The organism is Chryseobacterium vrystaatense, assembly GCF_000737765.1.
Classification (GTDB): domain Bacteria; phylum Bacteroidota; class Bacteroidia; order Flavobacteriales; family Weeksellaceae; genus Chryseobacterium; species Chryseobacterium vrystaatense.
In genome coordinates this window covers 833,816-847,945 of the sequence record NZ_JPRI01000001.1, presented here as the reverse complement: position 1 = coordinate 847,945, position 14,130 = coordinate 833,816, and the positions used below count along the sequence as shown (strand labels likewise).

Annotated in this window: 11 protein-coding genes; 3 read left to right on the top strand and 8 right to left on the bottom strand. The window is 38.1% G+C overall.

Annotated features, from left to right (window positions below):
• Nucleotides 1–4: 4 nt before the first annotated feature.
• The 8 genes from IW16_RS03940 to IW16_RS03905 form a co-directional block, all read right to left on the bottom strand.
• Nucleotides 5–979: an endonuclease/exonuclease/phosphatase family protein gene (locus tag IW16_RS03940; protein ID WP_034739874.1), complete on the bottom strand. Its 975-nt coding sequence runs from the start codon at nucleotides 977–979 to the stop codon at nucleotides 5–7.
• Between the two features lie 85 nt (nucleotides 980–1,064).
• Nucleotides 1,065–1,823: an endonuclease/exonuclease/phosphatase family protein gene (locus IW16_RS03935; protein WP_394332443.1), complete on the bottom strand. Its 759-nt coding sequence runs from the start codon at nucleotides 1,821–1,823 to the stop codon at nucleotides 1,065–1,067.
• 233 nt (nucleotides 1,824–2,056) lie between these two features.
• Nucleotides 2,057–2,785 (bottom strand): rhomboid family intramembrane serine protease, encoded by a 729-nt coding sequence (locus IW16_RS03930; RefSeq protein WP_034739872.1) that lies wholly within the window; start codon nucleotides 2,783–2,785, stop codon nucleotides 2,057–2,059.
• A 2-nt stretch (nucleotides 2,786–2,787) separates the two neighbouring features.
• Complete coding sequence (mutL, locus tag IW16_RS03925; protein WP_034739870.1) at nucleotides 2,788–4,584, bottom strand: DNA mismatch repair endonuclease MutL; 1,797 nt, start codon at nucleotides 4,582–4,584, stop codon at nucleotides 2,788–2,790.
• Between the two features lie 458 nt (nucleotides 4,585–5,042).
• Nucleotides 5,043–5,870, bottom strand: coding sequence for a YoaK family protein (locus IW16_RS03920; RefSeq protein WP_034739868.1), 828 nt, complete (start codon nucleotides 5,868–5,870; stop codon nucleotides 5,043–5,045).
• Nucleotides 5,871–5,904: 34 nt separating this feature from the next.
• Nucleotides 5,905–6,426 (bottom strand): hypothetical protein, encoded by a 522-nt coding sequence (locus IW16_RS03915; RefSeq protein ID WP_228376901.1) that lies wholly within the window; start codon nucleotides 6,424–6,426, stop codon nucleotides 5,905–5,907.
• A 320-nt stretch (nucleotides 6,427–6,746) separates the two neighbouring features.
• Nucleotides 6,747–8,165, bottom strand: coding sequence for a sensor histidine kinase (locus IW16_RS03910; RefSeq protein ID WP_034739866.1), 1,419 nt, complete (start codon nucleotides 8,163–8,165; stop codon nucleotides 6,747–6,749).
• Between the two features lie 3 nt (nucleotides 8,166–8,168).
• Entirely contained in the window at nucleotides 8,169–8,876 is a 708-nt protein-coding gene (locus tag IW16_RS03905) for a response regulator transcription factor (RefSeq protein WP_034739863.1), read from the bottom strand.
• Between the two features lie 181 nt (nucleotides 8,877–9,057).
• On the opposite strand from IW16_RS03905, the gene IW16_RS03900 reads away from it, so the two are divergent.
• The 3 genes from IW16_RS03900 to IW16_RS03890 all read left to right on the top strand — a co-directional run bounded on the left by IW16_RS03900 (nucleotide 9,058) and on the right by IW16_RS03890 (nucleotide 14,130).
• On the top strand, nucleotides 9,058–9,627 hold the full coding sequence (locus IW16_RS03900; protein ID WP_034739860.1) for a helix-turn-helix domain-containing protein: 570 nt from the start codon (nucleotides 9,058–9,060) through the stop codon (nucleotides 9,625–9,627).
• Between the two features lie 359 nt (nucleotides 9,628–9,986).
• Complete coding sequence (locus tag IW16_RS03895; RefSeq protein WP_034739858.1) at nucleotides 9,987–12,812, top strand: TonB-dependent receptor; 2,826 nt, start codon at nucleotides 9,987–9,989, stop codon at nucleotides 12,810–12,812.
• 10 nt (nucleotides 12,813–12,822) lie between these two features.
• On the top strand, nucleotides 12,823–14,130 hold the full coding sequence (locus tag IW16_RS03890) for a DUF5690 family protein (RefSeq protein ID WP_051889893.1): 1,308 nt from the start codon (nucleotides 12,823–12,825) through the stop codon (nucleotides 14,128–14,130).

Genomic DNA, 14,130 nt, shown 5'->3' with positions numbered 1-14,130 from the left:
GGAACTAATTTAGCTGAAATTCTGCAATTACAGGATAGTGATCCGATAATTTTACAGAGTGATCTACTTTATAGCTTATTGGAATAATGGACTTTGAAGTAAATATATAATCAATCCTCAATGGTACTTTATAATCATGAAAACTGGTAGAAGCTCCGTTTCCAACTGTAAGGAAAGCATCCTGAAGATCTTTTCCAAGGTTATAATATTCGTAAGAATTAGGTACTGAATTAAAATCACCAGCCAGAATTACAGGATAAGGTGAAAAATCAATCACTTTTCTGATCTTTCTTATCTGTTCTTCATGTGCTTTAAAAGTAGGTGTCATATGGGAAATAAGATTCGCAATCTTTCCTCCCTGTTTTGCAAGACCTTCAAATTTAAGCATGGACTTATGAAGTCTGAAAGGTTCCAGATATACATTAACCACTCTGATAATCTGCCCATTGATATCTACATCGGCATAGAATGAATTTCCTCTTGCACTTTCTTCAATCAGCTTTTCCTGTCTTACAATTTTGTGTTTTGTCTTCAGAATCACGGATGGATATTTTATCATGTCCTTTCTGATCGCTCTGTTTGTATCTTTTTCCTGAACCAGAATAATGTCTGCATCCTGATCTGTGATATATTTTTTCACTTTGTCCCAGCCAAAATCTCCGTATTTTACATTAAACGTAAGAACTTTGATGTCTCTTATTGACTTTAAACTTTCTGTTTTTGGAGAAAAATTGACCCATCTTCTTATTGGATTGTAAAAAAGAAGCAGTCCGAAAGCAAAAGCGATGGCTATTTTCTTTCTCTTAATAACCCAAACCAGAGTTAAAAGGAAATAGACGATAACGAGATAGGGGAAACCTAAAGAAAGTAAGTTAAGAGAGCCAAAAAAATTAGGCGCAATCCATGCGTTCCCCAATGTGCATAGGAGCAATACGGCAACGGCAATGTGAACAAATAGTAATAACTGGCTCGGCTTCATGAAATAACAGTCTATAGGGTACAGTTTTCTTTTAATCAAAAACCCTACCAAGTAGCAAATTTTTAACTAATTTTATGATTATTAGTTATTTAGTGAAAGTTCCGATCACTGGATAATGATCTGAAAGCTTGGCCGTTCGATCTACTTTATAAGAGACCGGCTGTATGCTTTTTGAGGTAAAAATATAATCTATCCTTATGGGAATTTTATAGTCATGAAAGCTTGTTGCGCTCCCTTTCCCCACTTTTACAAAGGCATCTTCCAGATTTTCTGATAAGTGGTAATATTCGTAAGAATTAGGAACAGAATTAAAATCTCCGGCAAGAATCACTGGGTAGGGAGAGTTTTCGATTCCTTCTTTGATCGCTGCTACCTGATCCTGATGCTTTTTAAAAACAGGAATCAGTCTTTTAACAATACTTTTCAACTTTTCTTTATCTTCTTCTTTATCTCCATCCATTTTGACCATCCCTTTTTCAAATTTAAATGGTTCAAGGTATACATTGATAAAACGGTAGATTTTTCCTTTAATTTCGATATCTGTCTGGGAAGCGTACGCATTATTGCTTTCAAAATCGCTTTTGATAAGCTCTTTTGTATCTATAATTTTATGTTTTGAAAAGACTTTAAGAACGCCATTTTCCCCACTCCCCGTCATTCCTTTGACCGAAATTTTAATACTGTACTCCTGCAGCATAATAACATCTGCATCAGAGCTGTTGAGATATTCATTTACAGCCGGAGCACCCAGTAAACCCGCCTTCACATTAAAAGAAACGACCTTAAGGTCTGCAGTCTCCTTTTTACCGGAAGAAAAATTGACCCATCTCTGTACAGGAACCATGAAGATAAGCCCGGCCACCATGAATACAAATGTCCTTTTTTTCCAGCTAAAAAGCCAGAAAAGCGTGAAAACCATATATGTAATGATGAGAACAGGAAATCCCAACGAAAGCAAATTGAACCACGGAAATATTTTAGGTGGAACATACGCATTCATTAAAGTTCCCAGCAGCAGGAACAAAACGCCCATGTGCAGGATTAGTATGATAAGACGGAAAACTTTCACGAAATTTTTTAATTGAATCTATACAGGTGCTTTTTCCAGATCCTTGCCAAAATCCAGCCAACCAGCGCTCCCCCAACATGTGCCAGATGGGCAATACCACCTCCGTTACCTGAAACTCCAAGGTATACAGAAACGACAATGACGATAGGCATCAGGTATTTTACCTTTATGGGAACCGGGATAAACATCATCATAATCTTTGAATCGGGATACAGGGTAGCAAAGGCCGCCACAACTCCGAAAATAGCTCCGGAAGCACCCACCATTGGTGTAGCCACAATCCCTTTAAAGCTCTCCAACAGCTCTTTCTGCTTAAGAACCGATGCGGCATCTCCGCTAAATCCTACACTTGCTCCGGAAAGATAAGCGTTGACATTGAATCCCAGTTGCTGCAATTCATTCGTCAGCTGCTGTGCTTCAACAAAATTCCATAGGTTAAAAAGGAAAAAAGCTCCAAGACCACTTAAAAAATAAAGGATCAGATATTTTTTTTCTCCGAGCGTCTGCTCCAGAATAGGTCCGAAACTGTACAGCGTCAGCATATTAAACAAAATATGCATAATACTTCCATGCATAAACATATGCGTGATGATCTGCCATGAATGGAAAAACGGAGAAAAAGGATAAAACCCGGCAAGATAGCCTATTACCTGATTTCCGAGAAAATAAGTCCCAATAAATACGATCACATTTATAATGATAATATTCCTTGTGATTGGCGGTATATTGTTAAACATTTTTAAAACTTGTTTTTAAAATCATTAAACGGAACTTCATAAAAACATCTTTTGCCATCCGGTAAAAATTCCGGGAAGCCTAAAGCTGTAAAATCTTTGATGACCTGTTCCGCATCTTTTTTATAAATAAAATCAAACCTTGATTTCGAATGCATTTTGTTCCACTGATTGAGATAAAACTGCATAAATTCTTCTTCAGTCTTATATTCCAGGATCTCAAAAAGGTTCTCCAGAAACTTCATAGCCTGTGTTTCTTTCAGTCCTTCGGGAAGTGCATCTATTCTCAGCACGCTTTCATGTGCAATTTTCATGTCAAACCCGAGTTCCGGAAGAAATTTTTTGAAAGAATTGTATTTACTCTTCTCTATTTCGTTCATATGATACTCCAAAGAGAACAGCAGTGCATGGCTGTTGGGGTTGATATTGATATTATTTTTCCTTGATGTTTTGTTGTTTTCTGAGACAACAAGCCTGTGCATTCTTCCCAAATCAAGCATCAGCGTTACATCTCCTTTATTGAATAACCAATACCCGTTAGGCAGCCTCATCAGGTCTTCATCAAAATCCTCGTCTTCGAATAAATTGATTTTTGAAGGCTCTGCAGTAATATTCTGATGATACATTTCCGTAAGGTTCTGAATCTCTTCAGGACGTACATTTCGTTCTTCAATAAATGGGTTATAATCCTTATCTACAATAATTTCGGGCATTTTGATCATGCCGCCACCTCCGTTTCCTTTGCTTGGAAAGGGTTTATTCATCATCGCATCCATTTCGGGGTCTTTATCAAAATCCAGGCTTGGCGAAACGTTATAAATCCCCAAAGATCTTTTGATCGTAGAGCGAAGCAGTGCAAAGATCAGATGCTCGTCCTCGAACTTCACTTCTGTTTTCTGCGGATGGATATTCACGTCAATCTTTTCCGGATCCATTTCCAGATACAGGAAAAATGTAGGAACATACCCCGGTAAAAGCAGCCCTTCAAAAGCTTCCTGAACGGCTTTATTGAAATAAGGACTTTTGAAATACCTTCCGTTAACGAAAAGAAACTGTTCGCCTCTTGATTTTTTTGCCCCTTCCGGTTTAGCTACAAATCCATGAAGCTTACACCAGATAATATCTTCTTTAATGGGAATCAGCTGTGGCTGCAGTTTACGTCCGAAAACATCCACAATACGCTGCATCTGACTTCCTTTTCTCAGTCTGAAAACGGCTTCATCATCATGAAACAGAGAAAACTCCAGATTTTCATGAGCTAAGGCTACACGTTGGAATTCGTCGATAACATGTCTGAATTCAACATTATTATTTTTTAGGAATTTTCTTCTGGCCGGAACATTATAGAAAAGATTCTTCACCAGAAAGTTGGATCCTTCAACGGTTTGTATGGGATCCTGAAACTGAAATACCCCTCCCTCAATATAGATATTGGTTCCGATCTTGGCGTCATTTTGCTTCGTCCTCAGTTCAACCTGAGAAACGGCAGCGATAGAAGCCAATGCCTCACCTCTGAATCCTTTTGTAGAGATCTTAAAGATATCTTCTGTTCCTTTGATCTTTGACGTAGCATGTCTTTCAAAGGCCATTCTGGCATCGGTCTCGGACATCCCTTTGCCGTCGTCCACCACCTGGATCAGGTTTTTCCCGGCATCCCTGATAATCAATTCTATCTTGGACGCATCCGCATCAATAGCATTTTCCAAAAGTTCTTTCACAATGGACGCAGGTCTCTGCACCACTTCCCCTGCTGCAATTTGGTTAGCTACATGATCCGGTAAAAGCTGAATAATATCTGACATAAAACGTGTAATCAACTTACAAAAATAGTCAATGGAAACGGGAATTAAAACAATAAAACCGTGAATTAAAATTTAATTATCAACATTTTCACCACATTTTGTTATCCCACCTTGTTTTTAATCCCTGACAGAGGAAAAGGACAGTGAAAAGCAAGCAGTCTTTTTTTAAGCAAAACTCAAAGATGATCTTTATTAGATTTATTTCAGATTAAAGAGCTGCAACTGTGACCATTATTAAACCATGTACGATCCTGCAACATAGTCAAATCAATCACAGACCGATATCGTTCTTTGCAGACTTAAAGCAAAAGTTGTAATGTCAACCTTTACGTTAAATGACAACTTACTTCCAATTGTCTGTTTCACCCAACAAAAACACCCCTTTTCTACCATCGAAAAGGGATGTCTCACAGCTAGTTTACACAAAAATAATACTGATATTTACTTTATTTCTTCGCTTAATCATCAAAGACAAGCCTTCTTTTTTCTTTCCTTTTTGGAATTCCATGCACTTTATCATACAAATAAGCGAACAGATTTGGTTTTTTATAAATCCTGCTGTAACGGTATTTGGTGTTAAAATGTCTGATATGAATTTTATAGGCATCATAACCGATCACCACCAAAAGACAGAGACTGATCACATAAAAGACCCTGAATTCAAGATAATAATAGGTAAGTCCCGAGAATACCGCTCCCAAAACATAAGCTCCCATAATACTGGTGAGCAGTTTTGCTCTTGCAATCAGCTCCCCGCTTTTCCTATATTTCTTTTGAGTAAACATGGAAAGCAAAATACCAAGATCCGTGGTTGTACCCGTCAGGTGGGTCGTTTTCACCGAAAAGTTGGAGATACTCGCGGTAAGTCCGTTCTGAAGTCCTGTTGCAAAAAGCATCAGTGCCACCAGGTATTCCGTTTCTTCCAGTGTTTTCTGATAATAAAACTGTCCATATATCCCTACAAACAATAAACATATGATTTCGAGCACAATGGGCATCGAGTGCGCAAAATACTTGCTCTTTTTATTGAAGTTGATGACAATGAAGTTGGATAGAAAGCTTCCAAAGAAGAACAGGAAGATCCATGCTCCTACTACCGCTACCTGAGCCCAGTTTCCTTTACTTATTTCAGCCGCCAATATGGCGTAATGTCCCGTTACGTTGGATGTAAAAGAGAGAAAGATTAACAGAGACGCTATATTTATAGTACCCGCAGTAAATGCAGTCAGCGTCCCCAATCTGATATTGTCTCCCAACGTTCGGCTGTTACTATAATTTCTTAACATTTTTTTATTCTTTTAATATGGTGTTTATTGATTTCTAGACCTCTACAAAGATCTCAGCCAGTCTTCCTCTTTCCGGAAGTCTTTCAGGCATTTCCACTTTGATTTCCTGTACCTCCAGATCTTTGCATTTTTTGATATAAGGGGCAATATCAAATTTTCCTTTGCCTTTACTTTTAATGGATGGAGAATAGTAAGCTTCCTGTATATTTTCTGCTTTCACGTAATTGTTGAAAGTTCTCTGGAAGCTTCCTGTGAAAATATCGCAGATGATCTTATTGACTAAGTGAGGATATTTATTTCTGATGATCCCGTAAGCATCGCAGAATTCCTGGGGTCTTATTTTATTGAAAATGGTACTTTTTGTATTGAACAGAAGATCTCTGATAGAATCTCCGGCTTCATACCCCGAAACCAAAAGAACATTATACTGATTGGGATCTTCCGATGCTTCTTTCTCTTTCAGTACTTTTTTTAATATGTTCAGTGACTCAAGAGAGTAATCCGTGGCGATTAAAATTGTTTTGGTCATATCTTTTAGATTTAGGTTTGTTGTCATATTTTGATGATACAAAACTAAAGCGGCAAAATTAGAAGCTCTTTGGAATGGAATTAAAATGTGATTAAAGACATTAAAATGAGATTAGAATATTGTTAATGCCCGTTAACATAAAGGAAAAATAAAGACTTCAGATGTCCGATTTCAGAGGGGAAGCTTTTAAGTTAAGGTTAAAAATTTGAATGATGAAATTAAGAAACAGGAGTCAGGAATCAGGATGCAAGACGTCAGATAGGAACTCAATAATCAGAAACCCTAAAACAATCCCACTCTCAAACCCGTTTGAGACCCTCAACCTAAGTCTTAAGTTTAGTCTAAAGCTAAATCCTAACTTTCTCTATTCTCTCCGGTCTCGCGCTATAGAAATTAGGAAAACGCATCTGTACCGTGGTCCCCTGGTTTTCATGAGAACTTACAATCAGTTCCCCATGGTGCATTCTGATGATGTTTCTGGCCAGCGGAAGTCCGATTCCGTAGCCTTCATAGTTTTTGGTATTGGAAGCTCTGAAGAACGGATCGTAGATTTTGTTCATCTCCACCTCCGGAATTCCGATCCCGAAATCTTTTACAATAATATAAACATCTGTATCTGTGGCACCCAACGAAACTTTTACCTGTTGGAAATTAGAATATTTACATCCGTTATTAATGATATTAGCTACCGCAAGATGCAGCAACTGCTCATTACCCTGGACTTTTAATTTTTTAGGATTATCCGGAAGCATACTGATATCCAGATATATATTGTTTCTGGAATCAATTTTTCTTAATGTTTCAATCACGTCCCACAGCAGCTGATCGATCCTTACTTTATCCATTTTCTGAATCTTCCCGTCGAATCCGGTTTGAGCAATCATCAATAAAGCTTTGATCTTTTTATCCAGCTTTTCAGCTTCATCCAGAATAATTTCCAAAGTATCTTTATATTCATCTGCCGTTCTGTTGATCGAAAGGGCAACATCGGCTTCACCCATGATCGATGTCAAAGGCGTTCTCAATTCGTGGGACACATTTCCGATCAGATGGTTCTGGGTTTCAAATGAAGTTTCAATTCTGTTCAGCATACCGTTGAAGGTATCTACCAGCTCATTCAGTTCTTTATTGTCAGGCTGCGCTTCCAGTCTAAGGTGAAGATTCTCGGAACTGATTTCCTTTACTTTTCCGGTAATCTTCAATATCGGTCTGAATAACGTTTTCGACAGATAAAAAGAAAATATCATACTGAAGAACAGGGAAAGTACGATACATGTGATGAGCGTTCTTTTTAAAAATCCAAGATAATAGATCACATAATGATTCTTGGCAGAAGCGATGGCTATATATTCTTTATCATCATACTTAAAGGTCTGCCCGATATAATAGAATTCTTTATCATTATAATTAGCTTCGCCTTTTCTGACAATACTTTTGAAAAAATAATCCGGAATATGGACTTCCTGTGAGATCTTTCTGAAATTGGAATCTTCAGGAACCGCGAAAACATAATCTCTTTCCATGGGAAGCTCCTCATCATTCAGGCTGTTAAGGATGTAGTTTTCCGGCAGGTCCAGATGGTCCTTGCTTTTCTCAATCTGAACAATGGTTGTGGTACGTATTTTCAGCAGCTCATAAAACCTCTGATGCGAAAAGTTGACAATTGAAAAATAAACCAAACCACTGAAAAGCAGAATGATGGCAGTAAATACCAACATTAAGAGCACCATCGTTTTGGTCTGATTTGTAACAACTTTATTAAACATTCTCTACGGTTTTTTCAGTACATAACCCATCCCTATCACAGTATGAATCAGTTTATTATCATCCTGCTGATCCAGTTTTTTTCTTAAATAATTTACGTAAACATCCACCACATTCGTTCCCAGTTCATAATTGACACCCCAAACTGCATCCAGAATTTCGGCTCTGGAAATTACCTTTTCGGGATTATTCAGGAAATACAGCAACAGTTTATATTCTGTGGAAGTGAGCGAAATTTCATCTCCGGCACGGGTTACTTTCTTTGTATAGTCATTAACGATCAGGTCGGAAAACTGAAACACATGTTCATTGTCCGGTTCCGGTTCTGCAATTTCCTGGGGGCTTACTCCATTGCTTCTTCTCAGCAGAGATTTTACTCTTGCCACCAGTTCAATGAATTTAAAAGGTTTTACAAGATAGTCATCACCACCGCTTTCCAGTCCCAGCACAATATTTTCCGAAGTTCCCAGGGCCGTTAAAAAAAGGATGGGGACATGCTGATTGGTTTTTCTGATCTCCTTACACACATCCAGCCCGTTCATTTCCGGCAGCATAATATCCAAAACTACCAAATCGAAATCGTTGCCCTGTACCAATTGTACACCTGTACGTCCGTCAAAAGCCACGGAAACTTCGTACCCGCTTTCCTGAAGTCCTTTCTTTATAAAAGATACTACGCTGGTTTCGTCTTCGATGAGAATAATCTTTTTCATTGAAATAAGGAATTTCACAAAAATAGGGAAAAAGAGTGAATAGACGAATTTACCATTTCATTGCCAATAACAATTTTCAATGAATTGATTCCGGACATTATAAAAGCTATATATAATAATATTAACTTTGCTTTTCATCTTTATAATGACGGAACATAATTTAGGTTAAATTGCAAACACTATGAATGATTTTTTAATAGGTATCGGAAAGAGGCTGAAGGATATCAGAAAAAAGAATAATTTAACCATCAATGAACTGGCTTCCAAAGCCAATGTAAGCAACGGTCTTGTTTCCAGGATTGAGAACGGACGAACCATTCCTTCCCTTCCGGTGCTGCTGGATATGATCCAGTCTCTGGAAATTGATGCCAGCTATTTCTTTGAAGGTGTTGAAAAAAAATCCAGCGCCAAATTCATTTACCTTCCTAAAGATAACCAGCAGGTGATTGAAAAAGAAGTGGAAGCGGAAGGGTTCAAGTACATGCATATTTTCAGCAAAAGTCTTCATTCTTTAGGTTTTGAAGCTGTATTACTGACCATTGAACCAAATTCTAAGAGAGAAAAAGTAATTACAGATGCCTGGGAATTTAAATATATCCTAAAGGGTGAAGTAAAATACATCATCGACAATGAAGAAATTATCCTCAAAGAAGGTGACTCTCTTTATTTTAATGGAAAATTTCCACATGTCCCCGTAAGCATCAGCAATGAAAGCTGTATCATGCTTGTTCTCTATTTTTATACCGCCTAGAACTATTTAATTTCCAACAGAATTTTAATCCTTTTTTTCTTCAATTGTCTCACAAAAGTTTACAAATAGTAAACTTTCGGTTTTTCATTTCTCTGTCTAAATTAACAGAATGTTAATTCGTAAGTATATTTACCCATACAATTTCCTGTAAAAATGTATTTCTCTGTCCCATCTTAAAGTCCTTAATATAAGTGACCGTACGCAGTATTTGTCATTTCTTCGTTTTTTTTCAGATCGCCTCATCCTGTAAAATTTAAGTAACAAATTGCCTTGATTTGTTAAATAATACTTAACACGAAATATTTATATATATTAAAATTATTAGCTTGATTTGCAGTGAAAATTTAATATATGTAAAAATGAGGACCCAATTAGAGAAATTACTTACCCTTGCTTTTGTCTGTTTGATATTTTTTGTGTCAGCACAGAAGCAGCTAATCATAGGAACTGTTTTGGACGACAGCCAACCCCTTCCCGGCGCGTCGGTCAAAATAAAAGGTTTATCAAAAAATACAGCCACTGATATTGATGGGAAATTTACGGTTAATGATATCAAAGAAGGTCATTATGATCTGCAGATAAGTTATATCGGATATGAAACAACAGATATCAGCATCGATGTTAAGTCAGGAGAAACTGTAGATTTAGGTTCTGTAAAATTATCCCAACAGAGAAAAACCATTGACGAAGTTGTGGTTACGGGAACCTTAAAAAATACGGAGGCAAGAGCATTAAACCTTCAGAAAAATGCGGTGAATATTACCAATGTTATTGCATCAGACGGAATCGGAAAGCTCCCGGACAGAAATGCCGCAGAAACCGTTCAGCGTGTTCAGGGTGTCTCTATCGAGAGGGATCAGGGTGAAGGAAGATTTGTTTCATTGAGGGGACTTCCGCCATTTTGGGCTTCGACAACCATCAACGGAAACAGATTGCCTACCGCAGAGGAAGAAACCACTTCCAGAGCTACAGCATTTGACTTTTTTCCAACCGAACTGATCTCGTATGTACACGTCAACAAGTCGTTTACCCCCGATATGGAAGCAGACGGAATCGGAGGTGGCGTTAACTTCATTACGAAGACTCCACCGATGAAAACCGAATTTAAAGCGACTTTGGGAAGCGGTTACAATGCAAAAGCTGACAAAGGTGTTTACAATCTTGGGCTTCTTTACGGAGGCAGAACCAAAGATAAAAAATTCGGGTACCTGTTTAATGTAGCGCACTTTATAAGAAACTGGTCTACCGATAATTTTGAAGCGAGAAGAAGCGGTGACGAGGGTGTTTTCAGAATGGAACTCCGCGATTATAATGGCGTAAGAAAAACAACCGGTTTGAATGCTGCTTTTGAATATGTGCTTTCTCCAAAGAATACATTGTATTTAAAAGGAATGTACGGGACTCTTTCGGATGATGAAACCCATTACAAGCACAGAATCAGATTTGACAAATTCAGCCCGACGAATAATACGGCGAGAGTAGAACTTCAGAATATTCATAACTTACTGATCACGGAACTTACCTCTGTTTCTTTAGGAGGGGTTCATACTTTAAACAAAGGAAAAATCGACTGGGATCTATCCTATTATGACAATCGTTTCAAATACGGAAATATTCCTGACAAGCAGAACAATTCTTATTATGTGATCAAGTACACGCAATCCGGAGTAGGTATTAATCCTGATTATATTTCCAATCATGGAAGCGGTCCGAGAGCATATTGGAAAGCAGACGGAGGAAAACTGGATTATAAAAACCCTGATGCCTTATTTGGATTCTACAGTGATCCGGGCTTCAAAATGGATGCAGCTCAGATGAGATTTACAGACCTTGAATTTTACAAAGTTTTTGTGGAGGAAAAAGACAAAATTGTAGCAGGATTCAATCATGAGATCAACGCCTCGGACCGACTGACATTAAAATATGGATTTAAATACAGGGACAAGGAAAGAAATGCCAGATTCTCTGATATTTTCTATAACTGGAATGGAGGAACAGCTCCTCTTTTATCAGATTACGCTCCCTATGTTACTACACAGCCAAACGGACCGAAATATTTAAGCGAAATGAATGCTCCCATCGGAAACACCTTCGGACCAGTACTTTCTACAACGGGTATGGATCAGTTCTGGATTCAGAATCAGGGAAATCTGAAGATCAATCCTACTGATTCCGAAGCTCTGGAGTACAACAAGGCTTTAGGAAGAAACTTCGATGTTTTTGAAAAACATGCCGATGCATATGGAATGGGAACTTATAAAGTGAATGATAAGGTTACTGTTTTAGGAGGAATCAGATTATCAAATACACACACTCAGGTAAAAGGATATAATGTAATTGGCGATGTTCTGACTCCTGTTGAACATACCAATAATTATCTGGCTGTTCTTCCAATGCTCCACATCAAATATGCCCTGGATGACAAGACCAATCTTCGTTTTGCAGCAACAAGAACTTTTTCAAGACCAAACTTCGGAGACTTGACTCCAGGTGGAACGTACAGCGAAGCGGACAATGAATTCAAAGGAGGAAATCCTGATCTGAATCCAACGTATTCTCTCAACTTCGACCTGATGGGAGAATATTATTTCTCAAATGTAGGGATTGTAAGCGGTGGTATTTTTTACAAATCCATCACAGATCCTATTTTCCAGGATTCTTTTATCGGAAACTACAACGGAATGAATGGCGTACAGTTTACCGCTCCGAACAACGGAAAAGCAGCTTGGCTGGGTGGCGCTGAACTGGGAATCACTAAAAGATTTGACTTTTTACCGGGCTTTCTTCAGTATTTCGGAACTCAGCTCAATGCTACGTTTATGACTTCAGAAATGGAAAAACCAAGCGGAAGAAAGGTCGCACTTCCTTATCAGGCCAAACAACTGTATAACGTACAGGTTTTCTTTGAGCAAAAAGGATTCAATGCAAGACTGGCCTATAACTACAAAGGAAAATATGCGGTAGAATATGCTGAAGACGACATCAATGATTCCTACTACGGAAAATACAGCAGCCTGGATTTCGGAGGATCTTATCAGTTTACCAAGCACCTGATGTTTTATGCAGACGTCAACAACATCCTGAACAAACCGCTGATCTACCACTTTGGAAAGAATGAAGACCGTCCTGAACAGGTGGAATATTATGGAGTACGATGTAATCTGGGAATAAAACTGAACTTCTAAACCATCATCAATGGCTCAAAGTATCAACAAAAAAACATTAGTAACACTGAAGGCTGCCCTGGCCGCTTTCGGTGTCTACTTCTGCATGTACGGTTTCAGAAAACCTTTTACCGTTGCCTCTTTTGAAGGACTCTCCTACTTCGGAGTTGATTATAAAATTCTGATCATCATTGCTCAGGCGGTAGGATATTTTATTTCAAAATTCATTGGGATCAAATTTATCTCGGAGCTGAAGCCAGAAAAAAGAATTGTTTACTTACTGGCATTCATTGGATGGGCAGAACTTGCATTATTAGGATTTGCTGCGGTTCCCGCTCCTTACAATATTGTTTTTATGTTCCTCAACGGCATCCCCTTGGGAATGATCTGGGGCATTGTATTTTCTTATATAGAAGGACGTAAAACGACAGAGATCATTGGTCTTTTCCTGTGTACAAGCTTTGTTGTTTCTTCAGGTTTTACGAAATCGGTTGGGAAATCCATCATGGATACTTTTCCTGTTTCAGAATTCTGGATGCCATTCTGTACCGGATTGGTTTTCGTTATTCCGCTGATTATTTTTGCCCTGCTTCTGGAAAGAATTCCCAAGCCTACGGAAGAGGATATTCTCCTTAAAAACAAACGACAGCCTTTGCTCCATGCAGAAAGAAAAGAACTGATCCGCCAGTTCTTCATTCCCATCGTATGCATTATTTTTCTGTATATCTGTTTAACGGTTTTAAGGGATTTCAGAGATAATTTCAACCGTGAGATCTGGGACGGCATGCATTTTAGTTTTGACAGTTCTATTTTCACCCTTACAGAAATTCCCATTGCGATAATGGTGCTTCTGATCTTAAGCTTTATGGTGAAGGTAAAAAACAATAAAAAGGCTTTTGCCTATTATCATTATATTCTTTTCGCAGGTATTCTGACGGTAGGATTATCTACTTATTTATTTCAGAATGCTTCCTTATCTCCTTTTCTCTGGATGGTTATCTCAGGTTTTGGAATGTACATCTGCTATATTCCTTTTAACGGAATTTATTTCGACCGTATGATCGCTGCGTTTGACATCAAGGGAAATGTAGGGTTTCTGATCTATACTGTTGACTCTTTCGGATATCTGGGAAGTGTCCTGATCCTGTTGTATAAGAACTTCGGTTCGGCACAGACTTCGTGGCTCAATTTTTATATTCATCTGAATTATATTATTACGGCAGCCGTTTTTATTCTTTCGGTGATTGCTTTTTTAGCCTTCAGGAAAAAGGCAAAACCTAATTCAAATTCTAATCAATTCATCAATTTCGATCCGTCGAAGTTTTATAAATTAAAATAA